Below are 20,536 nucleotides of genomic sequence, written 5' to 3' on the forward strand. Positions count from 1 at the left end.
CGCCGGCTCGGCCGGGCAGCGGGTCAGTGCTCGCTGTCCAGGTGGGCCATCTGTGCCGCAGCGTACCTGTCCCCGGCGGCCGACCCGGCCGGGACGGCCGCCTCGATGGCGGCCAGGTCGGCTTCGGTCAGCTCCACCTGCCGGGCGCCGAGCGCCTCGGCCAGCCGGTCACGGCGACGGGCGCCGATCAGCGGGACGACGTCCGCGCCCCGGGAGGCCACCCAGGCGATCGCGACCTGGGCCACGGTGGCGCCCTTGGCCTCGGCGATGGCGCGCAGCTGCTCGACCAGGCCGAGGTTGTGGGTGAGGTTCTCGCCCTGGAAGCGCGGGCTGAAGCCGCGGAAGTCGGTGGCGGCGACCGCCCGGTCGCCCCTCCAGTGGCCGCTGAGCAGGCCGCGCGACAGCACGCCGTAGGCGGTCACGCCGATGCCCAACTCGCGGGCGGCGGGCAGGATTTCGGGCTCGATGCCGCGGGAGAGCAGCGAGTACTCGATCTGCAGGTCGCTGATCGGGTGCACGGCGGCGGCCCGGCGCAGGTTCTCGGCGCCGACCTCGGAGAGGCCGATGTGCCGGACGTACCCGGCCTTCACCAGCTCGGCGATGGCGCCGACGGTCTCCTCGATCGGCACGGCCGGGTCCAGTCGGGCCGGGCGGTAGACGTCGACGTGGTCGGTGCGCAGGCGGCGCAGCGTGTAGGCGAGCGCGGTCTTGGTGGCGGCCGGGTCGGCGGCGTAGCCGAGCCAGCTGCCGTCCGGGCCGCGCTGGGCGCCGAACTTGACGCTGATCTGGACGGACTCGCGGTCCCGGCCGCGCAGGGCCTCGTGCAGCAGCAGCTCGTTGTGGCCCATGCCGTAGAAGTCGCCGGTGTCCATCAGGGTCACGCCGGCGTCCAGCGCGGCGTGCACGGTGGCGATCGACTCGGCCTCGTCGGCCGGGCCGTAGAGGTCGGACATGCCCATCAGGCCGAGGCCGAGGGCGGAGGTCTCGGGGCCGGTGGCGCCGAGGCGGGTGCGGGGGGTGGTGCTGGTCATCAGGGGCTCCGGGGGTGGCAGGGGCAACTGACGTCAACTATGGCATGAGGGATGACAGATTTCAATATCTGTCATCCACTACTCGTCCCCACAGCTCCCGGCCCGGTCGCAGTACGGTGGCCCGGCGGTCCGGCCGCAGCCGCAGAGCATGGCCCGGGTCGCCGTCCGGCCGTCGATCCGGAGGTCGCCGCGCAGTAGCAGGCGGCCGTCCCCGGCGGCGGTCACGGTGGTCGGGCGGTCCGGGGCCTCCGGGCCGCCGGGGGTGAGCAGGTAGGTCAGTGCGCCGGTCGGGCAGCGACGGACCACCTCGGCGACCGTCTCCGGAGCGGCCTCGCCCGGGGAGATCCACGGCCGTCGGCCGGTGTCGAAGACCTCGGGGAGTCCGCGCACGCACTCGGCGGCGTGCCGACAGAGTGCCGGGTCGAAGCTGACGGAGACGCCGTCGGCGCGGTACTCCTTCGCGGGGGCCATCAGTCGCTCACCCGGCTGCGGTTCTCGTAGGCCAGGTCGGCGTACTCCGGGTGCGCGATCATCCAGGCCTTGATGAACGGGCAGGTGGCCAGGATCGGCAGCCCGCGCCGGCGCGCGTCGTCCAGGGCGGTCCGGGCCAGCAGTCCGCCGATGCCCTGCCCCTCGTGGCCCTGGTCCACCACGGTGTGCGGGTAGACCACCAGGCGGTCGTTGCGGATGTACTCGGCGAAGCCGACCGGCTGTCCGGCCAGGGTGGCCTCGAACCGGCCGTTCATCTCCACGTCATGTACCTGGACTGCTTCTGACATTGTCGATCCCTTGGTCGGGCCCGGGTGACGGGTGGTCAAATCGGGACGAAACCCACCCTAGGTGCCCGGTGGCCCCAGGGGGCCGCACTGGTACCAGTGGCTGACCCTCCGTCACCCGTCAGGCGTGGATCGGCCCCTGGAAGGCGCGGTTCGCGGCGCGTCCGACGGGTTCCGGGTCCATGGTGGAGGGGAGCGCGGCCCCGGCCGATCCGGGCCGGGAGCGCCCCGGAAGACGGCTGGCTCCGGCCTGCCGCCGGTGCGGGGAGCGCCGGGCCACTCGCAGGGAAACGAACGAATCTTCTAGGCTCGCCTCGCGACTTCCCCCGTGCCGGTGCCCGTTCGCACCCGCACGCGGGAGCCGCCGTCCACGGGCCCCGGGCCGAGCCGGGGTCACCGGACCGAGCGAGGAGGACGCAGTGTTGCCCAGCCCGAGGCCGCTCCACCTGCCCTGCCCCGAAGGCGCCGTGCGCGCCGGGGCCGCCCACCCGCCACGCCGGCTGCACCCGACGCCGGGTCAGGCGTCGAGTACCGGCGGCGGTCGGGGAGGCGAACGATGACCACCCAGTCCGCCCCCGGCCAACTGCCCGATCTGGACCTCGACCTGGTCCTCGACCGCCCGACCGGAGACCGCCCGACCGGAGACCGCCCGACCGGGGAGCGCCCGACCGACCTCCGCCCCGCCGAGGCCGACCCCGCCGAGGGCCGCCCGGCCGAGGGGGCCGACACCGGGGCGCTGCCCGGCCTGCCGGCCGCCCTCCGCTCCCGGGCCGGCACGCTGGCCGGTCCGGTCCGGCGCCGGATCGCCGAGCTGGCCCGGATGGAGTCGCCGACCGGCGACACCGTCCGACTCAACCAACTGGCCGAGGAGTTGGCCGCCGGGTACGCCGCCACCGGGGCCACCGTGCGCCGGGTGCCGAACGAGGCCGGGGACCACCTGGTGCTGGACTGGCCCGGGCGGCGCGAGGACCTCGCCCCGGTGCTGGTGGTCGGCCACCACGACACCGTCTGGCCGGCCGGCACGCTGGCCGACTGGCCGGTCGAGGAGGAGGACGGGGTGCTGACCGGCCCCGGCGTGCTCGACATGAAGGGCGGGCTCGCCCTGGTCGAGGGCGCGTTGGCGCTGCTGGCCGACCTCGGCCAGCGCCCGCACCGCCCGGTGCGGCTGGTGGTGGTCTCCGACGAGGAGCTCGGCAGCCCGGACGGCCGCCGCCTGGTCGAGCGTCAGCTCAGCGGTGCCGCCGCCGTACTGGGCCTGGAGCCGCCGCACCCCGACGGCCGGCTGAAGACCGCCCGCCGGGGCAGCAGCCGGGTCCGGCTGACCGTCACCGGCAAGGAGTCGCACGCGGGCAACGACGCCGCCCTCGGCGTCTCGGCCGTGGACGAGCTGGTGGACCAGCTGGTCGCCGTCCGCGGCCTGATCTGCCACCCCGACGCCGAGCTCAACGCGGGCCGCATCCTCGGCGGCACCCGGGCCAACGTGGTGGCCGGCCGGGCCGAGGCCGAGCTCGGCCTGCGGTTCGCCACCGCCGAGGCGCAGAGCCGCACCCTGGACACCCTGGCCCGGCTCACCCCGCTGCGGCCCGGCGCCAAGGTCCGGGCCGAGGTGGTCTCCAGCCGCCCGACCTGGCCGGTGCGCAGCGGGGACCCGCTGCTGCGGCACGTCCGCTCGCTGGCCGCCGCCCTCGGGCAGCAGCTGGACGGCGCCCCGGCCGGCGGCGCGGGCGACACCAACGCGGCCGGCGCCCGGGGCCTGCCCACCCTGGACGGCCTCGGCGCGGTCGGCGCCGGACCGCACGCCCGGCACGAGCACATCCGCACCGACCTGCTGGCCCCCAGGATCGCCCTGCTGGCCGCCCTGCTGGCCGTCCCGCTGCCCCGGCTGCGCGGCTGACCGTCCCTCAGGGCCCGCCGGGTACCGTCCCGGTGGGCCCTGAGGGGTGCGTCAGTGCCGCGCCCGGTAGAGGTCGCGGAGCAGGGCGATCTCGGCGCCGTGGTGCAGCAGCTCCTGGTTCACCCACCAGACGATCTCGACGAACGGCTCCTCGGCGTCCCCGCCGTACGGGAAGGTGCAGTACCCGACGGTGTCCAGTGCGGCCTCGCCGCCCGCGAGCACGGTCTTCCGCCAGGCCGTCGCGGCCGCCTCGAAGTCGGCCACCGCCTCCGCCGCCGTGCCCGGCACCGGCAGGTCGTCGCGGTCCAGCGCGCGGGTGCCGTCGGTGTGGTCGGAGCGCAGCCACAGCATCTCGGTCAGGTGGCACAGCCGCCAGGCCAGGGTGGTGAACGGCGCCGGCTCCGGATGCGGCCAGGGCGCCGAATCCCGCCCCCACTCGCCCCGGTGCCCGACCAGGAAGCCGGCCGCCTCGCCCGGCCCGTCCGCCCACCGCCGCACCGACCAGCAGCCCGGCACCGGCTCCCAGCGGTACTCCTCGTCGGTCATGGTGACCACCGCGACGTCCAGCCCGTTCCCGCTGTTCACCGTCGGCCCGGCCATCCGGTCGGTGAGCCGCCGGCGGGCGAAGTCGTACTGGGCGAGCAGGGGCGCGAGGCGCTGAGGGATCGTCATGCGGCGCACCCTGGCACGGCAGGTGCTCCGTCCGCGACCGGATTTCCCGGCCCGGCCGGCTCAGGGCCGCAGCCGCGCGCTCCAGCCCTCCCACACGGGAGGGCCGTCCGGCGGCAGGTCGATGCCGAGGCCCTCGGCGAGCCGTACCGCCAGGCTCAGGCCGCTGACCGGTCCGTCCTCCGGCCGGTCAGGGTCGACGCCCAGGGCGAGCAGCTCGGTCCGGAAGTGGTCGAGGTCGGTGCCCGCGTCGAGGTCGAGATTGTCCGCGCAGGCCAGCCGCCGGCCGTCCTCGGCGTACCGGAAGGTCCGGTGGGCCTTGGCGTTCGAGGTCAGGACCAGGGCGGCGGTGCCCACCGACACCGCGGCGAGCGCCTCCTCGTTCCCCCAGCGGCGCGGGCCGTAGTGCTCCCACGCCCAGGCCCACTCGCCGTACCGCCCGGCGGTCACCACGTGGCCGTCGGGGTCGTGGAGCTCCTCCTCGAAGTCCTCGAAGAAGGTCTCCTCGTCGCGGAGGGCGAGCGTGCCGGAGTAAGCGCCCATCCGGGAGAGCAGCTGAGGTGCCGTCAGCCCGTGGCCGAACACCAGGCTGAACCCCGACAGGTCACTCTCCACCAGCCACCGCAGACCGCTCATGCGCACCGCCCCCTCGTCCGTCGCCCACCGGAGAGCCGAGCATGACAGGCCGGTCCGACAGCCCGCCCCGGTCGGTCCCCGGTCGGCCTCTGGTCAGCCCCCGCCCAGCTGCCGCAGGGCCCGCTCCAGCCGGGACTGCCTGCTCTTCGGCGTGAGCGCCTGGAGCAGCGGCAGCATCAGCTGGTACCGCGCCGTCCGGTCCAGTGCCTCGAACGCGGCCGACGCCACCGGGTCGGCGGCCAGTGCCGCCGCCAGCTCCGGCGGCACGGCGGCCGTACTGGCCGGGGCGTACGCGCCCGCCCAGCGGCCGTCCTGCTGCGCCCGCCGCACCTCCGCCAGGCCCGGCTCGCGCATCCGGCCGGCGGCGGTCAGCTCGGCGACCTTGTCCACGTTCACCTGCGACCAGAGGCTGCGCGGGCGCCGGGGCACGTACCGCTGGAGGTACCACTGCCCGTCCAGCGACCGCCGCTGCCCGGACACCCACCCCCAGCACAGCCCGCCGTCGACCAGTTCGTCCTCGGTCACCGAAGGGACCCCGGCTCCCTTCTTCGCCACCTTCACCCACACCCCGGCCGCGCGCCCGTGGTGCTCCGCCAGCCACCCCTCGTACGCCGCCCCGTCCGCGAACGCGATGACCTCGACCCCGTCCAGCTGCTCCATCCCCCCAGGCTAGCGGCGAGGGCTGACGCTCCGTCGGAGCAGAGGTGCGGGGGGTGGGTCGCGGTGAAGACGGAGTCCGAGCCGAAGCCGGGACTGCCCCCACCCCCCGTCGCCGCGAGCCCCGAGGGCGCTCCGTCCGGCCGGTGCCCGGCACCCTAGCGGGCGGCACCGACAGCGGGGCGTGCGGCTGCGGCATGCCGCCCTTGTCAGGGGAGGCGTCCGGGCTGCACACTGGTACCGACCGAACGGTCAGTCGGGAGGTGGGTTGCGGTGACGGTGGCCGATACGGGCGAGGCGTTGGCGGCGCGGTTCGAGGCCGTGGTGGCGGCGGACCAGCGGGTGGAGCCCCGGGACTGGATGCCGGAGGCGTACCGGGCGACGCTGGTGCGGCAGATCGCGCAGCACGCGCACTCCGAGATCATCGGCATGCAGCCCGAGGGGAACTGGCTGACCAGGGCCCCCTCGCTGCGCCGGAAGGCGATCCTGCTGGCCAAGGCGCAGGACGAGGCCGGGCACGGGCTGTACCTGTACGCGGCGGCCGAGACCCTCGGGGTGGACCGGGCCGAGCTGACCGAGAAGCTGATCAGCGGGCGGCAGAAGTACAGCTCGATCTTCAACTACCCGACGCTGACCTTCGCCGACGTGGGCGTGATCGGCTGGCTGGTGGACGGCGCGGCGATCTGCAACCAGGTGCCGCTCTGCCGGTGCAGCTACGGGCCGTACGCCCGGGCGATGGTGCGGGTCTGCAAGGAGGAGTCGTTCCACCAGCGGCAGGGCTACGAGCTGCTGATGACGCTGATGCGCGGCACCGAGGGCCAGCGGGCGATGGTGCAGGACGCGGTGGACCGCTGGTGGTGGCCGTCGCTGATGATGTTCGGCCCGCCGGACGGCGATTCGCCGAACACCGCGCAGTCCATGGCCTGGCGGATCAAGCGGCACACCAACGACGAACTCCGCCAGCGCTTCGTCGACATGACGGTGCCCCAGGCGCAGCACCTCGGCGTCACCCTCCCGGACCCGGCGCTGGCCTGGAACGAGGAGCGCGGCGGCTGGGACTTCGGCGAGCCGGACTGGTCCGAGCTCCAGCAGGTGATCAAGGGTCAGGGCCCGTGCAACGCGCAGCGCGTCGAGCGCCGTCGGGCCGCCCACGAGGACGGGGCCTGGGTCCGCGAGGCCGCCCTGGCCCACGCGGCCAAGCAGAGGCAGAAGGAGAACGAGGCATGAGCAAGGCCGACTGGCCGCTGTACGAGGTGTTCGTCCGCCCCCGGCGGGGGCTGAACCACGTGCACGTCGGCTCTCTGCACGCCGCCGACGACCGGATGGCGCTGCTCGCCGCCCGCGACCTCTACACCCGGCGGAACGAAGGCGTCAGCCTCTGGGTGGTGCCGTCCGGTGCGATCACCGCCTCCACCCCGGACGAGCAGGACCCGTTCTTCGCCCCCAGCGGGGACAAGGTCTACCGCCACCCGACCTTCTACGACATCCCCGAGGATGTCCCGCACATCTGACGGGGGAACAGCATGAGCGACGACCACGACCACCACGACGTCCACGACCACGTGTACATGAGCCTCGCCGAGGCCGGGGCCGGCCCGGAGGGCGAGGCCCGCTGGGCGTACGGCACCGGCTTCGCCGACCCGCTGCTCGGGGTGGACCGGGCCGTCCCGGCCGGGGTGGACCCGGCCGCGCTGGCCGCGTACTGCCTGATGCTCGGGGACGACGCGCTGGTGCTGGCCCAGCGGCTGATCGAGTGGTGCACCCGGGCCCCCGAGCTGGAGGAGGAGGTGGCGCTGGCCAACCTCGGCCTCGACCTGCTCGGCCAGGCCCGGCAGCTGCTCACCCGGGCCGGCCAGGTGGACGGCACCGGGCGGACCGAGGACGACCTGGCGTACTGGCGCGAGGACCACGAGTTCCGCAACGTCCGCCTGGTCGAGGTGCCCAACGGCGACTTCGCGCACACCGTCGCCCGGCTGCTGCTGTTCTCCACCGCCCGCCACGCGCTGTACGAGCGGCTGGCCGGCCACGCCGACCCGGTGCTGTCCGCGGTCGCCGCCCGGGGCGTCAAGGAGCTGGCCTACCACCGCGAGTACGCCGCCTCCTGGACGCTGCGGCTCGGCGACGGCACCGCGTACTCGGCCGAGCGGATGCGGGCCGGGCTGGCGGCGGTCTGGCCGCTGCTGGACGAGCTGTTCACGCCCCATCAGGTCGAGCTGAGCCTCGGGGTGGACGTGGCCGGGCTGCGCGAGCCGGTGCTCGCCACCCTGGCCGAGGTGCTGGCCGAGGCCGGGCTGGAGCTGCCGGAGGCCGCGCCGATGGCCCGGGTCGGTGGCCGGGCCGGGCGGGACGGGGTGCACACCGAGGCGCTCGGGTTGCTGCTGGCCGAGCTCCAGGTGGTGGCCCGGGCCCACCCGGGGGCGACGTGGTGACCGCCGCCCCGCGCGCCGCGCTGCGCCCGGCGCTGGAGGTGGCCGCCGAGGTGCCCGACCCGGAGCTGCCGATGCTCACCCTGGCCGATCTCGGCGTCCTCGCCGCCGTCGAGCAGCAGGGCGACGCCGTCACCGCCTGGCTCACCCCGACCTACTCCGGCTGCCCGGCGGTGGCCGAGATGGCCGCCGACCTGGCGGGCCGGCTGCGGGCCGCCGGGTACCGCGAGGTGGACGTCCGGCTGCGGCTGGACCCGCCGTGGTCCACCGACCTGATCACCGAGGCCGGCCGGGCCAAGCTGGCCGCCGCCGGGATCGCCCCGCCGCACGCCGCCGCCTCGTCCCCCGGGCTGCTCACCCTCGGCCGGACCAGGCTCGCGGTGGTCTGCCCGCAGTGCGGCTCCCGGGAGACGGAGGAGCTGTCCCGCTTCGGCTCCACCTCCTGCAAGGCGCTCTGGCGCTGCCGGGAGTGCCGGGAGCCCTTCGAACGGATCAAGGAGATCTGACCCGTGACCACCACCGCCCCGTCGCCCTCCGCCTCCGCCCCGCGCCGGCTCGCCTTCCACCCGCTGCGGATCGCCGAGCTGGAGCCGCTCTGCGAGGACGCCGTCGCGGTCACCTTCGAGGTGCCGCCGGAGCTCGCCGAGGAGTACGCCTTCCGTCCCGGCCAGACCCTGACGCTGCGTCGGATCGTGGACGGGGTGGACGAGCGGCGCTCGTACTCGATCTGTGCCCCGGCCGGGGGCCGGCTGCGGATCGCGGTCCGCGAGGTGCCGGGCGGGCTGTTCTCCCGCTGGCTGGTCCGGGAGGCGGTGGCCGGCACCGAGGTGGAGGTGCTGCCGCCGGTCGGCCTCTTCACCCCTGACCTGTCGGTGCCCGGCACCCACCTGCTGCTGGCGGCCGGCTCCGGCATCACCCCGATGCTCTCGATCGCCGCCTCGGTGCTGGCCGACGGCGTCTCGAAGGTGGTGCTGGTGTACGGGAACCGGCGCAGCGACACGGTGATGTTCGCCGACGAGCTGGCCGACCTGAAGGACCGTCACCTCGGCCGCTTCCAGCTGCTGCACGTGCTCTCCCGGGAGAGCCGGGACGCCGAGCTGCTCAGCGGCCGGCTCGACCCGGAGCGGGTGCGGGCGCTGCTGGCGGCGCTGGTGGACGCGCCCGAGGTGGACCACTGGTGGCTCTGCGGCCCGTACGGCATGGTGCTCGGCGCGAAGGAGCTGCTGCACGAGCTGGGCGTGCCGGCGGAGCGGGTGCACCAGGAGCTGTTCCACGCCGAGGACGAGGAGCCCGTCGAGCACGAGCGGGCCGAGGAGCCCGTCGACACCGACGCCGCCGAGGTCACGGTGATCCTGGACGGCCGCTCCGGCACCCTCGCCCTCCCGCGCGACCGCTCCATCCTGGACGGCGCCCAGCGCGCCCGCCCCGACCTGCCGTTCGCCTGCAAGGGCGGTGTCTGCGGCACCTGCCGCGCCCTGGTCACCGAGGGCGAGACCACCATGCGGCGCAACTTCGCCCTGGAGGAGAAGGAGCTGGCGGCCGGCTACGTGCTGACCTGCCAGGCCCGCCCGGTCTCCGACAAGGTCACGGTCGACTTCGACCGCTAGGAGCGTGTCCCGGTGACGCAGGAGGGTGCGGCGACAGGGTGTGCGGCGCGGGCCGACCGGGCGGGAGCGGTGTTCAGCCGACCGGAGTGCCGGTCCCGTCGGACAGGCCGAGGTGGTCCTGAAGCGCACGCCGGCCGATCTCGGTGAGGGCGACGGCGCGGCCGGTGCCGATCCGAGTGATCCAGCCGGCGTCGAAGGCGTGGCGGCACAGGGCGGCACCGACGGCACCGGCCAGGTGGGGGCGGCGTTCGGTCCAGTCCAGGCACGCGCGGACGGGCGGACGCCGGGTGGTGGGCGGTAGCGCGATGCCGAGACCGGCCAGCCAGGCGACGCCGTCGCCGGTGAGTGTCAGCCCCTGCTCCCGGTCCAGCAGCCCCCGGTCGGCCATCGCCTCGGTGATCGCGACCCCGAGGGCGCCCGCGAGGTGGTCGTAGCAGGTACGGGCGCGGGCCAGTGCGCGGCTCCGGTTGACGGCGGGCAGCGAACGGGGCCGATCGGCGCGACGGGGCGCCATCGAGGCGAGGGTCTCGATCAGTCGGGCCGTCTCGGGACCGGCGAGGCGCACGTAGCGGTGGCGTCCCTGACGCTCCTGGACGAGCAGTCCTCCGCCGACCAGGAGGTTCAGGTGCTCGGTGGCCGTCGAGGCGGCCACCCCGGCATGGCGTGCCAGCTCGGTCGCGGTCCACGCCCGGCCGTCCAGGAGGGCCAGACAGAAGCTCGCGCGGGTGCCGTCCGCCAGGAGCCCGGCCAGCGCGGCGAGGTCCGGGCCCTCCGGGTGCGCGTCATGGTTTCTCATCGCCGTCCATCATCCACCGGCGATCCTTCGGTGCTGGCCGAAGCGTCCCCACCCTACGGTCGACCCCCATGAACACCGCCACACGCAGCACCACGCCCGGCACCACGTCGGCCGCCCACGTGACCATCGAGCCGAGCATCCTGTACTTCGGCACGCCGGTCGTCCTGCTCTCGACGGAGAACGAGGACGGCTCCTTCAACCTCGCGCCGATGTCCTCGGCCTGGGCACTCGGTCACGTCATCGTCCTCGGTCTGGGCCCCGGGGGACAGACCGCGCACAATCTCCGCACCCGACCCGATCTCGTGATCAACCTCCCCGGGCCCGCCCAGTGGCCGGCGGTGGAGCGGCTGGCGCCGCTGACCGGACGCACCCCGGTCCCCGAGGACAAGCGCGACACCTTCCGTTTCGAACCGGACAAGTTCGCCGCGGCCGGCCTGCGACCCGAACCCTCCGAGCTGGTCCGGCCGCCCAGGGCCGCCGAATGTCCCCTCCAGCTGGAGGCCCGCGCAGCCCGGGTCCGACCCGACGCCTCCGGGGAGTTCCTCATCGTCGAAGCGCACGTGCTCAAGGTCCACGCCGATCCGCGCATCGTCGTCCCCGGCTCCCAGCACGTCGACCCGGCCACGTGGAGCCCGCTGATCTACAACTTCCGTCACTACTACGGACTGGGCCCTGAGCTCGGCCACAGCTTCCGCTCCCGGACACCCCGGCAGACCCACTGACCGAACTCGAAGCCGGTGGACGTACGGGCCGAGGGGCGGCCGAAGTAGGGCCGCGACCGGCCGGTCAGCGGGCGGTCGGGGCGGTGGCCCCGGCAGGCATGCCGAGCAGGGTGGCGATCTCGTTGGCGGCGGCGCGGCCGGCCCGGTTGGCGCCGACGGTGGAGGCGGACGGGCCGTAGCCGACCAGGTGGATCCGGGGGTCGTCGGTGGCGCGGGTGCCGGTGAGGCGGATGCCGCCGGCCGGGGTGCGCAGGTGCAGCGGGGCGAGGTGGGCGGTCTCCGGGCGGAAGCCGGTGGCCCAGACGATCGCGTCGAAGGGCTCCTCGTGCCCGTCCCAGGCCACCCCGTGCTCGGTCAGCCGGTCGAACATCGGACGGCGGTGCAGGGCGCCCAGCTCCTCGGCCCGCCGGTAGGCGACCGAAGGGCCGAGGCCGGTCACGCTCACCACGCTGCGCACCGGCAGGCCCTCCCGGACCCGCTGCTCGACCAGCGCCACGGCGGCCCGGCCCGACTCGGGGGTGAACGGCCCGTCCCGGTACTCCGGCTCACGCCGCGTCACCCAGACCGTCTCGCCGACGGCCGCGACCTCCGAGAGCACCTGGATCGCCGACGCGCCGCCGCCGACCACCAGCACCCGCCGGCCCGTGAACTCCTCGGGCCCCCGGTAGTCCGCGTAGTGCAGCTGACGGCCCGTGAAGTGCCCGGGGTAGAAGGGCAGGAAGGGCCTGGTCCAGGTGCCGGTCGCGTTCACCAGCGCCCGGGCCCGCCACTGCCCGGTGTCGGCGCTGACCAGCAGCCGCCCGTCCGGCAGCGACTCCACCGAGGAGACCCGGACCGGCCGGACCACCGGCAGCGCGTGCCGCGCCTCGTACGCGGCGAAGTACCCGGGCACGACCTCGCGGGCCGGGGCCTCGGGGTCCGGCTCCGGCAGCTCGAAGTCGGGCAGGTCGTGGAAGCCGTGCACGGTGGCCATCCGCAGCGAGGGGGCCCGGTGCGCCCAGGCGCCGCCCGGGGCCGCATCCGCGTCCAGCACCACGAAGCCGGTGTACGGGGCGAAGCCGCGTCGGCGCAGGTGGTAGGCGACGGACAGGCCCGCCTGCCCGGCGCCCACCACCACGACGTCGACGTCCACCGTTGTTGCACCGTAAACAGTCACGGTCGTGAAACATCGGGGACGTGGACCGTGTTCCCGGCTCGTGCCTTCCTGGCCCGTGCGCTCCCGGCTCCCGCGTTCGGCTACTGCGCCGGCGAGATCACCACGGCCGTCCCGTACGCGCAGATCTCGGTGCCGAGGTCGGCCGCCTCGGTGACGTCGAAGCGCATCATCAGCACCGCGTTCCCGCCGCGTGCCCTGGTCTGCTCGACCAGCCGCTCCATCGCCTGGTTCCGGGACTCCACCAGGGTCTTGGTCAGACCCTTCAACTCCCCGCCCAGCATGGACTTGAAGGAGGCGCCGATCTGGGTGCCGATGTGACGGCTGCGCACGGTGAGGCCGAAGACCTCGCCGATCACCCGCTCCACCCGGAAGCCCGGCACGTCGTTGGTCGTGACCACCAGTACGTCGGCGCCCGGGCCCTGCCCGCCGCCGAACTCTTCGAGGTTGCTCATGGTTGCCATCCTGCAACTCCGGGACCCGCCAAGCAGGTGGACTCGCTCGACCACAGCCTGTAAACCTGGACCCATGGGCGAGCGAAGCGATCATCCACAGGGGCCGGGCGCGGCGGCTGACTCCGGCGCGCAGGAGATCGAGGCGACGGTGGTGCTCGGCATCCGGATCACCGACGGTGAGGCGCTGCGCCGAGCCGCGCGGGCCGCGGTCGAGCAGTTGGAGTTCACCGGGATCGATCCGGAGGGCCAGCGCCGGGCGCTGCTGGCGGAGGTCTCCGAGGACGCCAACGCGGCGCTCGGCGCCCTGCTCCACCCGGACCGGCTGGTGGCCGCGATCCCCGGGATCGAGGCGATCGGCGGCACCCTGGAGATCGCCCTCACCGACGACTTCGCTCCGGACTTCGCCGAGCTCTTCCCGCTCGACCTGGACGAGGAGGAGGGCGGCGGCACCGGCGACTGGACCCTCACCCCGCGCACCGCCTGCCTGATCCACACCCAGCTCATCACGCTGGCCGACGCCGCCTACGACGACCTGGACGAGCACGAGGACGACCCGGTCACCGAGGAGGAGGAGGCCGACTGGGCGGTGCTGGCCCGCCTCCCGCAGCGCACCTGGCAGCTGCACCGCAGCTGGCGCCGGGCCTTCGCCCGCGCCTTCGACGACCTCGCCGACGACCTGGCCCTCGGCGAGTGGCCGCTGCCGCGCGGCCTGGCCGAGGAGCTGGCCCTCCGGCTGGCCCTGGTGGACGCCCGCGAACTGCTCGGCGCCCAGCCGCAGGCGGTGGCCGACATGATGGGCGAGCTCCCCGTCGATCTCTACGACTACGACTGGGACGGCTGCGCGGACGAGCTGTTCGGCGTCTTCGGCCCCGACGACGGCGACCCCGAGCTGGACGCCACCGAGCGCACCGACGCCCTGCTCGCCGCCACCCACCCCGAGGGCTGGTTCCTCACCTACGAGGACGCCGAGGAACGCGACCCGACCCGGGGCTACCGCCGCTGACGTCCCCTCGGCCGACCGGCCGGGGAGGTCGGCGGGTGAGCGGGCCGCCGTCCGGCCCGTCTAAGCTCGACCGGTGACCAGCTCTCCCTTCACCGCGCCCAGCACGCCCGCCGCCGAGGACCCCCGGGACGCCCAGCCGCAGTACGTGCTGCCCCTGGTGGTCCGGCTGGAGAAGGCCGACCCGCCGGCCCGGACGGACGCCCTGGAGACCTCGGCGCGGGCGGTGCTGACGCTGCTGGCGGACCCCCGGGTGACCGAGCCCGAGGGGGAGTGGGCCGAGCGCGTGGCGGCCTGGGAGGACGCGCGGATCCGGAAGGTGGTGCGGCGGGCCCGGGGCGGCGAGTGGCGCAAGGCCAACGAACTGCCGGGCATCACCGTGACGGGCCGTCAGGCCGAGGTCCGGGTCTACCCGCCGATCCCGCTGGACGGCTGGCCCAAGGACCTCGCCAAGCTCCAGGTCTCCGGCACCGACCTCGACGACCCCGAGGGCCGGGAGCCCGCCCCGGTCGCCGACGGCGCCCCGGTGCTCTGGCTCAACCCCGAGTTGGAGATGAGCGCGGGCAAGACCATGGCCCAGACCGGCCACGCCGCCCAACTCGCCTGGTGGCGCCTGGACGACACCGAACGCAGGGCCTGGGCCGGGGCCGGCTTCCCCCTCATCGTCCGCACCGCCCCGAAGGACGCCTGGCCCGACCTGACGTCCGGTCACCTCCCGGTGGTCCGCGACGCCGGCTTCACCGAGATCGCCCCCGGCTCCTGCACCGTCGTCGCCGACCACCCCGCGCTCCGCGTCTGACCGGGTGCCCCCTCGGGCTGGGCCTGATGCGGCCGCTCTCAGCAGTTGCACATATTGCATCTGATGCACTTGCTGCATATGGTTGAGGTCGGATGGCACCTCTCTCGAAGCTGGGGACGCACTGATGCCCGCGACGCAGCAGGATCAGAAATCGGTCAAGCGGGTCAAGCAGGTGAAGCGCGTCACCGCCGGTGGTGCGGCGCCCTCGGCCCACGAGGTCAGGCGTACCGCGGAGGAGGCCGTCCCTCGCCTCCGCGATGCTCTGACGAGCAGCGCCGCGACGTTCCACGTGACCGTCGCCGAAGCGGGCAAGGGCGCCATAGAGGTGCCGCGTGAAGCCCTGGCGGTCCTGGCGGAGACCATCGCGCTCATGGCCTCGGGCAGCTCGGTCGAGGTGGTCGCCAGGAGTGCGGAGCTCTCCACCATCCAGGCGGCGAAGGCCCTCGGCGTCTCCCGGCCGCATCTGGTCAAGCTTCTCGACAAGGGTGCGATCGACTTCCGGATGGTTGGTACGCACCGCCGTGTGAACGTCGAGTCCCTGGAGGAGTACGAGCGACGCGAGCGGAGCGAGTCGGTCCGGCGCCGCCGCCAGGCAGTCGCCTCCGCCATCGGCTCCACCGAGGCCGAGGGGCTGCGTGTCAGCGCGGACACCACCTCCGACCTTGACTCCTACGCACGGGGAGAGCTCGACGCCGCAGCCGTGCGCGCCCGCACCCTCGCGCGCTACACCCGCAAGGCTGCTGAGTGATCGATCCGTACAGCGAGCCCACCGGAGTCCTCCGGAACAGTCTCGGCATCACCGACGCAGCCGAGCTCTCCGGGGCCGAAGCGGACATTGCCGCGGTGGAGCTCACCATCCTCGACGCCGAGCCGTTGCCCGGCAACTACGACCTCGCGCACCTGCAGGCTTTTCACCAGCAGATCTTCGGGAGTGTGTACCCGTGGGCCGGGGAGTTGCGCACCATCGAGATCTCCAAGGGCACGTCATTCTGCCCGTCGATCCACATCGTCTCGTTCGCTGAGGACGTGTTCCGCAGGCTGGCCGACAACCACCACCTGCAAGGCTTGGACCGCCCGGCGTTCGTCCGTGCTCTCGCCGACCCGTACGGCGACGTGAACGCCATTCACCCCTTCCGGGAAGGCAACGGCCGCACCCAGCGTGCGTTCCTCGCCCAACTCGCCGGCGAAGCCGGGTACACCGCGCCGACTCCTCCCGGCTGTTGAGCCGGGAGGCCCGATGGAACCCTCCGGCGCAACCCCATCCCGCCAAGGAGATCACCTCGATGAGCACCACCGAAGCGACGACGCCCGAGCCGTTCAGCAGGATCAAGGTCCGCGTCACCGGCCTGGTCTTCTGTGGCGACGACGTCGCGCTGCTGCGACGGGACCGGACCGACTCCGTGCACTACACCACCATCGGCGGCAACGTGGAGGACGGCGAGGACTACCGCGAGGCCGTCCTGCGCGAGCTCGAGGAGGAGCTCGGCCTCAGGCGCGACCAGGCGTCCGCCGAGCCGGAGTTGATCTGGATGGCGGACGCCCGGATCACCCGGCCCGGCCCGACCCCGCCGCCCCGCAAGTTCCACCTGATCTACCGCCTCCACGTCACCCCCGAGGTCCGCGCCCGGCTCGCCGTCCAGGAGTTCGACGAGCTCCCCGACGGCAGCCACGAGGTCGGCACGATCGAGTGGCACGACTACCGCAAGGTCGACGGCCTCCCGCTCTTCCCGCCGATCGGCAAGCAGATCGCCGAACTCGACGCGCCCACCGCCCCGGTGCACACGTTCGAGCTGGAGCCGATCACCGATCAGAACTACACCTGGATCTGACCCCGAATCGCCTGCGGCGATCCGCCTGGGTGCCGGTCCGTGGACTCACCCGAAAGGCGAGTCCACGGACCGGCCGATCCGACCTGATGCTGTGTCATGTCAGGTGATCAGACGGAGAGGTGGCCACCGCACCGGCTCGGGCTCCATGCGAGGTACGGCGCTTGCGCATCCGATTCGGCACCGTCGCTGCGGAGCCCGCCACCTACCCGGCGCCGTCCCTACGCACAGGTGCCGCCAAAGTGCTCGGAGGGTGCCGATTGCTCACCCGACCCCGACGGAACGAGTGCCCGTCAAGCATGGAACCTCACGTTCCCACCGGGGCCGGTGCTCATCGAGGCGCGACCCTACGGGCGAGGACGGTGCTGCCGCCCCACCCGTCGGGCACCGGGAGGCGATCCCCCCCGCAGAGCCCACGGGGGGCGATGCGGTGAAGGGCGTCAGACGTCCTTGCGGGTCAGGGAGCGGTGGCCGAGCCAGAGCAGGGTGACCGTCCAGGCGGCCATCAGGAGCAGGCCGGTCCAGTGGCCGAAGGCGATGTGCGGGTCGGGCTGCTGCTTCCAGGCGTACTGGCCGGCCCGGTCCGGGAGGTACTGGGCGACGGCCCGGACGCCCGGGATGGCGGCCAGGGCGGTGGTGCCGAAGAAGACCAGGGGGGTGAGCAGGCCGAGGGCGGCGCTGAGGTTGCGGAAGCAGGCGGTGACGGCGAAGCAGATCAGCACCAGCATCGGGCAGTAGAGGACGCCGGCCACGGCGGTGCGGAGCATGCCGGGGGCGGAGAGGTCGAGGCCGGTGGTGTTGGCGACCACCAGCATGGAGCCGCCGGTGGTGAGCAGGCCGACCAGGAGGCCGAGGCCGGCACCGAGCAGGGCCTTGGCGGCGTAGAGGCGGCTGCGGTGCGGGACGGCGGTGAGGGAGGCGCGGATGGTGCCGGAGTTGTACTCCTGGCCGATCAGCAGGATGCCGAGGCAGGCCAGCGGCACCTGGCCGAAGTTGAAGCCGTAGAAGATGCCGACGCCCTTGTCCTCGGTGAGCGAGCCGTCGTCGGAGTAGTGGAAGTTCACCAGGAAGGTGATGCCCACGCTCAGGGCCACCGAGAGGACGGGGGTGGACCACTGGGAGATCAGGGTGGTGAGCTTGGTCCACTCGGAGCGCAGGACCGGAGCGTCGGGGAGGACGGTGCTCATGCCGCCACCGCCCGGTACTCGACGCTGTCCGCGGTCATCCGCATGAAGGCCTCCTCCAGCGAGTCCTGACGGCTCGCGATCTCGTAGAGCACCACCCCGTGCGAGGCGGCGTAGCGGGCGAACTCCTCGCCGGTCACCCCGGCGACCTCCCAGGCGCCGTCCCCGGCCGGGGACGCGGTGAGGGAGGTGTCGGCCATCAGGCGGTCCAGCTTCTCCGGGTCGACGGCCCGCACCCGCAGGCGGGGGCGGCCGTGCTCGGCGATGAAGTCGTCCAGGGTGGAGTCGGCCAGCAGCCGGCCCCGGCCGATCACCACCAGGTGATCCGCCGTCAGGGCCATCTCGGTCATCAGGTGCGAGGAGACCAGGACGGCGCGGCCCTCGGCGGCCAGGCCGCGCAGCAGGGTGCGGATCCACCGGATGCCCTCCGGGTCCAGACCGTTGACGGGCTCGTCCAGCAGCAGGGCGGGCGGGTCGCCGAGCAGGGCGGCGGCGACACCGAGCCGTTGCCGCATGCCGAGGGAGAAGCCGCGCACCCGGCGCCCGGCCACCTCGGCCAGCCCGACCTGGTCGAGGACCTCGGCCACCCGCCGGTCCGGCAGCCCGTTGCTGCGGGAGAGGCAGAGCAGGTGGCCCCGGGCGGTGCGGCCACCGTGCACCGCGTTGGCGTCCAGCAGGGCGCCCAAGGTGCGGAGCGGGGCGGCGAGTTCGGCGTACGGACGGCCGTCGACCAGGGCCCGGCCGGCGGTCGGGCGGTCGAGGCCGAGCAGCATCCGCATGGTGGTGGTCTTGCCGGAGCCGTTCGGGCCGAGGAAGCCGGTGACCGAGCCGGGCCGGACCTCGAAGGAGAGGTCGTCCACGGCGCGGGTCTGCCCGTAGCTCTTGCTCAGGCCCTGGACCTGGATCACGTTCGCCTCCTGTGGGAGTGGTTGACGTGGTCCATTCCAGCGGTGGCGGGCGGTGGGCGGATCCCGCCGGGGAGGGGACGGCCTCCCTCCCGGGAGGGAGCCGGGGAGGGCAGTGCGGCTGGCACCATGGGCGGGTGCTCACGACGATCTTCGCGCCGCTGCTCGCGCCCGCCACCTATGCCCGCTGGCTGCACCTGATCATCGGCATGATCTTCGCGGGGGTGGTGCTGTTCGTCTATCCCGGGATCGAGCCCGGGGTCGGGGTGCTCGAACTGATGGCCAAGTGGGCCGCGACGGTCTCGGCGCTGCTGGTGCTGATCGCGCTGATCCCGGCCGTCCGGCGGGCCGAGGGCGTGCAGGCCAGGCTGCTGCTGGTGCCGGAGCGGGAGGAGGAGATCGGCACCGCCTCCTCGGTGGGCTGGACCGACCGGCGGCGGACGGCGGCCTGGCTGCTGGGGCGGACGGCGCTGGGCCTGCCGGTGGGCTACGTCTCGCTGTTCGGGGTGGCCGGGTGCGTCTCCACGGTCTCGTACGTGGTGACCGGGCGGCACCCGGAGCCGTTCGGGCTGGAACTGCCCAGGGAGGTACCGCCGTTGGCCTACCTGCCGGTGGTGGCGCTGGTGCTGCTGCTGGTCGTGCTGGTCGCCGCCCTCGCCGGGAGGCTCCAACTGGCGATGGCGGTGCGGCTGTTGGGGCCGTCACCAGCCGAGCGGCTGGTCGAGGCGGAGCAGCGGGCCGAGCGGCTGCTGGAACGCAACCGGCTGGCCCGGGAGCTGCACGACTCGATCGGGCACGCGCTCACCGTGACGGTGCTCCAGGCCGGCGCGGCCCGGGAGGTGGGGGACCCGGCCTTCGTGGCGAAGGCGCTGGAGGTGATCGAGGAGACCGGCCGGCGGGCGATGGACGACCTGGAGCGCACCCTGGTGCTGCTCCGGGACAGCGCGGACGGCACGGCGGTGGAGCAGCCGGGGGTGGAGCAGCTGGCCGGGCTGTTCGAGACCGCCCGGGCGGCCGGCAGCCCGGTGCGGGCGGTGGTCGCGGTGACGGCCGGGGCGCTGCCGGGGGTGCTCTCCCGTGAGTCCTACCGGATCGTCCAGGAGGCCGTCACCAACGCCCTCAAGTACGCGCCCGGGCAGCCGATCACCGTCCGACTCGCCGTGGAGGAAGGGGACTTGCTCATCCGCAGCACCAACGGCCGTGCGTCGGAGGGTGGTTCGCGGCGGGGCGGCGGCAAGGGCCTGCGCGGCATCCGGGAGCGGGCCACCCTGCTGGGCGGCGAGTCCTCGGCCGGCTGGGAAGGGGCGGAGTGGGTGCTCTCGGTGCGGCTCCCGCTACGGTTGTCGGCATGATCGACATCCTGCTGGTGGACGACGAGGAGCTGGTCCGGGCCGGGCTGCGGGCCGTGCTGGAGGCGCAGGGCGACCTGCGGGTGATCGGCGAGGCGGCGGACGGCGCGGAGGCCATGGTGCTGGCCCGGACGCTCCGGCCGCACGTGGTGCTGATGGACGTCCGGATGCCGGAGGTGGACGGGCTGAGCGCGACCCGGGCGATCCTGGCGGCGGGCGGGGCGAGTGCCCCGAAGGTGCTGGTGGTCACCACCTTCGAGAACGACGACTACGTCTACGAGGCGCTGCGCGCCGGGGCCGACGGCTTCCTGCTCAAGCGCTCCCGGCCGGCCGAGATCGCGCACGCGGTACGGCTGGTGGCGGCGGGCGAGTCGCTGCTCTTCCCGGCCGCGATCCGCCGGCTGGCGGGGGAGCGGGCGAACCGGCCGGCGGCGGAGGCGATGGCCCGGGCCGGGCTGACGGAGCGTGAGGCGGAGGTGCTGCGGCTGGTGGCCCAGGGGCTCTCGAACGGCGAGATCGCCGAGCGGCTCTTCCTCGGGGTGCAGACGGTCAAGACGCACGTGAGCAGCGTGCTCGGAAAGCTCGGCGCGCGGGACCGCACGCAGGCGGTGATCGTGGCGTACGAGTCGGGGTTCGTGCCGAGGTAGCGCG

The 20,536-nt window shown here is 74.1% G+C and carries 25 protein-coding genes; 14 read left to right on the forward strand and 11 right to left on the reverse strand.

The window, feature by feature from the left end; translation table 11 throughout:
- Positions 1–23: 23 nt before the first annotated feature.
- The 3 genes from ACIRBX_RS15180 to ACIRBX_RS15190 all read right to left on the reverse strand — a co-directional run bounded on the left by ACIRBX_RS15180 (position 24) and on the right by ACIRBX_RS15190 (position 1,810).
- Positions 24–1,031, reverse strand: coding sequence for an aldo/keto reductase (locus ACIRBX_RS15180; RefSeq protein WP_402296807.1), 1,008 nt, complete (start codon positions 1,029–1,031; stop codon positions 24–26).
- Positions 1,032–1,109: 78 nt separating this feature from the next.
- Entirely contained in the window at positions 1,110–1,502 is a 393-nt protein-coding gene (locus ACIRBX_RS15185; RefSeq protein ID WP_402296809.1) for a (4Fe-4S)-binding protein, read from the reverse strand.
- Complete coding sequence (locus ACIRBX_RS15190; RefSeq protein ID WP_402296811.1) at positions 1,502–1,810, reverse strand: GNAT family N-acetyltransferase; 309 nt, start codon at positions 1,808–1,810, stop codon at positions 1,502–1,504. Before ACIRBX_RS15190 ends, ACIRBX_RS15185 begins: the two co-directional genes overlap by 1 nt.
- A 553-nt stretch (positions 1,811–2,363) precedes the next feature.
- Here ACIRBX_RS15190 and ACIRBX_RS15195 point away from each other — a divergent pair.
- Positions 2,364–3,701, forward strand: coding sequence for a M20/M25/M40 family metallo-hydrolase (locus ACIRBX_RS15195; RefSeq protein WP_402296813.1), 1,338 nt, complete (start codon positions 2,364–2,366; stop codon positions 3,699–3,701).
- A 51-nt stretch (positions 3,702–3,752) separates the two neighbouring features.
- Here the strand turns inward: ACIRBX_RS15195 and ACIRBX_RS15200 are convergent, their stop codons facing one another.
- The 3 genes from ACIRBX_RS15200 to ACIRBX_RS15210 form a co-directional block, all read right to left on the reverse strand.
- Entirely contained in the window at positions 3,753–4,373 is a 621-nt protein-coding gene (locus ACIRBX_RS15200; protein WP_402296814.1) for a DinB family protein, read from the reverse strand.
- A 60-nt stretch (positions 4,374–4,433) separates the two neighbouring features.
- Positions 4,434–5,006 carry a DUF6461 domain-containing protein gene (locus ACIRBX_RS15205; protein ID WP_402296816.1) on the reverse strand — a complete coding sequence of 191 codons (573 nt, stop codon included), beginning with the start codon at positions 5,004–5,006 and terminating at the stop codon, positions 4,434–4,436.
- A 93-nt stretch (positions 5,007–5,099) separates the two neighbouring features.
- Positions 5,100–5,666: a YdeI family protein gene (locus tag ACIRBX_RS15210; protein WP_402296817.1), complete on the reverse strand. Its 567-nt coding sequence runs from the start codon at positions 5,664–5,666 to the stop codon at positions 5,100–5,102.
- A 270-nt stretch (positions 5,667–5,936) separates the two neighbouring features.
- Between ACIRBX_RS15210 and paaA the strand changes: the two genes are divergently transcribed.
- The 5 genes from paaA to paaE are packed head-to-tail and all read left to right on the forward strand — an operon-like array spanning position 5,937 to position 9,696.
- Positions 5,937–6,890, forward strand: a complete 954-nt coding sequence (gene paaA / locus ACIRBX_RS15215) for a 1,2-phenylacetyl-CoA epoxidase subunit PaaA (RefSeq protein ID WP_402296819.1) — start codon at positions 5,937–5,939, stop codon at positions 6,888–6,890.
- Positions 6,887–7,174 carry a 1,2-phenylacetyl-CoA epoxidase subunit PaaB gene (paaB, locus tag ACIRBX_RS15220; RefSeq protein WP_396293947.1) on the forward strand — a complete coding sequence of 96 codons (288 nt, stop codon included), beginning with the start codon at positions 6,887–6,889 and terminating at the stop codon, positions 7,172–7,174. Before paaA ends, paaB begins: the two co-directional genes overlap by 4 nt.
- A 12-nt stretch (positions 7,175–7,186) precedes the next feature.
- Complete coding sequence (paaC, locus tag ACIRBX_RS15225; RefSeq protein WP_402296820.1) at positions 7,187–8,092, forward strand: 1,2-phenylacetyl-CoA epoxidase subunit PaaC; 906 nt, start codon at positions 7,187–7,189, stop codon at positions 8,090–8,092.
- Entirely contained in the window at positions 8,086–8,595 is a 510-nt protein-coding gene (gene paaD, locus ACIRBX_RS15230) for a 1,2-phenylacetyl-CoA epoxidase subunit PaaD (protein ID WP_402296821.1), read from the forward strand. The genes paaC and paaD overlap by 7 nt, the downstream gene beginning before the upstream one ends.
- A gap of 3 nt (positions 8,596–8,598) precedes the next feature.
- Entirely contained in the window at positions 8,599–9,696 is a 1,098-nt protein-coding gene (gene paaE / locus ACIRBX_RS15235; RefSeq protein ID WP_402296822.1) for a 1,2-phenylacetyl-CoA epoxidase subunit PaaE, read from the forward strand.
- Between the two features lie 73 nt (positions 9,697–9,769).
- Here paaE and ACIRBX_RS15240 read toward each other — a convergent pair whose 3' ends face one another.
- Positions 9,770–10,492, reverse strand: a complete 723-nt coding sequence (locus ACIRBX_RS15240; protein WP_402296824.1) for a winged helix-turn-helix domain-containing protein — start codon at positions 10,490–10,492, stop codon at positions 9,770–9,772.
- Between the two features lie 68 nt (positions 10,493–10,560).
- Here ACIRBX_RS15240 and ACIRBX_RS15245 point away from each other — a divergent pair, with 68 nt between their 5' ends.
- Positions 10,561–11,214: a flavin reductase family protein gene (locus ACIRBX_RS15245; RefSeq protein ID WP_402296827.1), complete on the forward strand. Its 654-nt coding sequence runs from the start codon at positions 10,561–10,563 to the stop codon at positions 11,212–11,214.
- A 64-nt stretch (positions 11,215–11,278) separates the two neighbouring features.
- On the opposite strand, the gene ACIRBX_RS15250 is transcribed toward ACIRBX_RS15245, so the two are convergent.
- Both ACIRBX_RS15250 and ACIRBX_RS15255 read right to left on the reverse strand, forming a co-directional pair.
- Entirely contained in the window at positions 11,279–12,346 is a 1,068-nt protein-coding gene (locus ACIRBX_RS15250; protein WP_402296829.1) for an NAD(P)-binding domain-containing protein, read from the reverse strand.
- A gap of 104 nt (positions 12,347–12,450) precedes the next feature.
- Positions 12,451–12,822, reverse strand: a complete 372-nt coding sequence (locus ACIRBX_RS15255; protein ID WP_402296831.1) for a YbjQ family protein — start codon at positions 12,820–12,822, stop codon at positions 12,451–12,453.
- A gap of 73 nt (positions 12,823–12,895) precedes the next feature.
- On the opposite strand from ACIRBX_RS15255, the gene ACIRBX_RS15260 reads away from it, so the two are divergent.
- The 5 genes from ACIRBX_RS15260 to ACIRBX_RS15280 all read left to right on the forward strand — a co-directional run bounded on the left by ACIRBX_RS15260 (position 12,896) and on the right by ACIRBX_RS15280 (position 16,450).
- Positions 12,896–13,825, forward strand: coding sequence for a hypothetical protein (locus ACIRBX_RS15260; protein WP_402296833.1), 930 nt, complete (start codon positions 12,896–12,898; stop codon positions 13,823–13,825).
- Positions 13,826–13,898: 73 nt separating this feature from the next.
- Complete coding sequence (locus tag ACIRBX_RS15265; RefSeq protein WP_402296835.1) at positions 13,899–14,621, forward strand: aminoacyl-tRNA hydrolase; 723 nt, start codon at positions 13,899–13,901, stop codon at positions 14,619–14,621.
- Positions 14,622–14,745: 124 nt separating this feature from the next.
- Entirely contained in the window at positions 14,746–15,369 is a 624-nt protein-coding gene (locus tag ACIRBX_RS15270; protein ID WP_402296837.1) for an excisionase family DNA-binding protein, read from the forward strand.
- On the forward strand, positions 15,366–15,845 hold the full coding sequence (locus ACIRBX_RS15275; protein WP_402296839.1) for a Fic/DOC family protein: 480 nt from the start codon (positions 15,366–15,368) through the stop codon (positions 15,843–15,845). The genes ACIRBX_RS15270 and ACIRBX_RS15275 overlap by 4 nt, the downstream gene beginning before the upstream one ends.
- A gap of 59 nt (positions 15,846–15,904) precedes the next feature.
- Complete coding sequence (locus ACIRBX_RS15280; protein WP_402296841.1) at positions 15,905–16,450, forward strand: NUDIX domain-containing protein; 546 nt, start codon at positions 15,905–15,907, stop codon at positions 16,448–16,450.
- Positions 16,451–16,887: 437 nt separating this feature from the next.
- Here the strand turns inward: ACIRBX_RS15280 and ACIRBX_RS15285 are convergent, their stop codons facing one another.
- The gene (locus tag ACIRBX_RS15285) at positions 16,888–17,634 is read right to left on the reverse strand and encodes an ABC transporter permease subunit (RefSeq protein ID WP_402296842.1); all 747 of its coding nucleotides are present in this window, start codon (positions 17,632–17,634) and stop codon (positions 16,888–16,890) included.
- On the reverse strand, positions 17,631–18,539 hold the full coding sequence (locus ACIRBX_RS15290) for an ABC transporter ATP-binding protein (RefSeq protein ID WP_402296844.1): 909 nt from the start codon (positions 18,537–18,539) through the stop codon (positions 17,631–17,633). Before ACIRBX_RS15290 ends, ACIRBX_RS15285 begins: the two co-directional genes overlap by 4 nt.
- A 134-nt stretch (positions 18,540–18,673) precedes the next feature.
- Between ACIRBX_RS15290 and ACIRBX_RS15295 the strand changes: the two genes are divergently transcribed.
- The gene (locus ACIRBX_RS15295) at positions 18,674–19,888 is read left to right on the forward strand and encodes a sensor histidine kinase (protein ID WP_402296846.1); all 1,215 of its coding nucleotides are present in this window, start codon (positions 18,674–18,676) and stop codon (positions 19,886–19,888) included.
- A complete protein-coding gene (locus tag ACIRBX_RS15300; protein WP_402296847.1) occupies positions 19,885–20,532 on the forward strand; it encodes a response regulator in 648 nt (215 codons plus the stop codon). The genes ACIRBX_RS15295 and ACIRBX_RS15300 overlap by 4 nt, the downstream gene beginning before the upstream one ends.
- Positions 20,533–20,536: the final 4 nt, after the last annotated feature.

The organism is Kitasatospora sp. NPDC096147 (assembly GCF_044763225.1).
GTDB lineage: Bacteria > Actinomycetota > Actinomycetes > Streptomycetales > Streptomycetaceae > Kitasatospora.

Coding starts and splice junctions, on each gene's coding strand:
- ACIRBX_RS15180 (WP_402296807.1), bottom strand. CDS start 1,031: ATGACCAGCACCACCCCCCGCACCCGCCTCGGCGCCACCGGCCCCGAG.
- ACIRBX_RS15185 (WP_402296809.1), bottom strand. CDS start 1,502: ATGGCCCCCGCGAAGGAGTACCGCGCCGACGGCGTCTCCGTCAGCTTC.
- ACIRBX_RS15190 (WP_402296811.1), bottom strand. CDS start 1,810: ATGTCAGAAGCAGTCCAGGTACATGACGTGGAGATGAACGGCCGGTTC.
- ACIRBX_RS15195 (WP_402296813.1), top strand. CDS start 2,364: ATGACCACCCAGTCCGCCCCCGGCCAACTGCCCGATCTGGACCTCGAC.
- ACIRBX_RS15200 (WP_402296814.1), bottom strand. CDS start 4,373: ATGACGATCCCTCAGCGCCTCGCGCCCCTGCTCGCCCAGTACGACTTC.
- ACIRBX_RS15205 (WP_402296816.1), bottom strand. CDS start 5,006: ATGAGCGGTCTGCGGTGGCTGGTGGAGAGTGACCTGTCGGGGTTCAGC.
- ACIRBX_RS15210 (WP_402296817.1), bottom strand. CDS start 5,666: ATGGAGCAGCTGGACGGGGTCGAGGTCATCGCGTTCGCGGACGGGGCG.
- paaB (WP_396293947.1), top strand. CDS start 6,887: ATGAGCAAGGCCGACTGGCCGCTGTACGAGGTGTTCGTCCGCCCCCGG.
- paaC (WP_402296820.1), top strand. CDS start 7,187: ATGAGCGACGACCACGACCACCACGACGTCCACGACCACGTGTACATG.
- ACIRBX_RS15240 (WP_402296824.1), bottom strand. CDS start 10,492: ATGAGAAACCATGACGCGCACCCGGAGGGCCCGGACCTCGCCGCGCTG.
- ACIRBX_RS15245 (WP_402296827.1), top strand. CDS start 10,561: ATGAACACCGCCACACGCAGCACCACGCCCGGCACCACGTCGGCCGCC.
- ACIRBX_RS15255 (WP_402296831.1), bottom strand. CDS start 12,822: ATGAGCAACCTCGAAGAGTTCGGCGGCGGGCAGGGCCCGGGCGCCGAC.
- ACIRBX_RS15260 (WP_402296833.1), top strand. CDS start 12,896: ATGGGCGAGCGAAGCGATCATCCACAGGGGCCGGGCGCGGCGGCTGAC.
- ACIRBX_RS15270 (WP_402296837.1), top strand. CDS start 14,746: ATGCCCGCGACGCAGCAGGATCAGAAATCGGTCAAGCGGGTCAAGCAG.
- ACIRBX_RS15280 (WP_402296841.1), top strand. CDS start 15,905: ATGAGCACCACCGAAGCGACGACGCCCGAGCCGTTCAGCAGGATCAAG.
- ACIRBX_RS15285 (WP_402296842.1), bottom strand. CDS start 17,634: ATGAGCACCGTCCTCCCCGACGCTCCGGTCCTGCGCTCCGAGTGGACC.
- ACIRBX_RS15300 (WP_402296847.1), top strand. CDS start 19,885: ATGATCGACATCCTGCTGGTGGACGACGAGGAGCTGGTCCGGGCCGGG.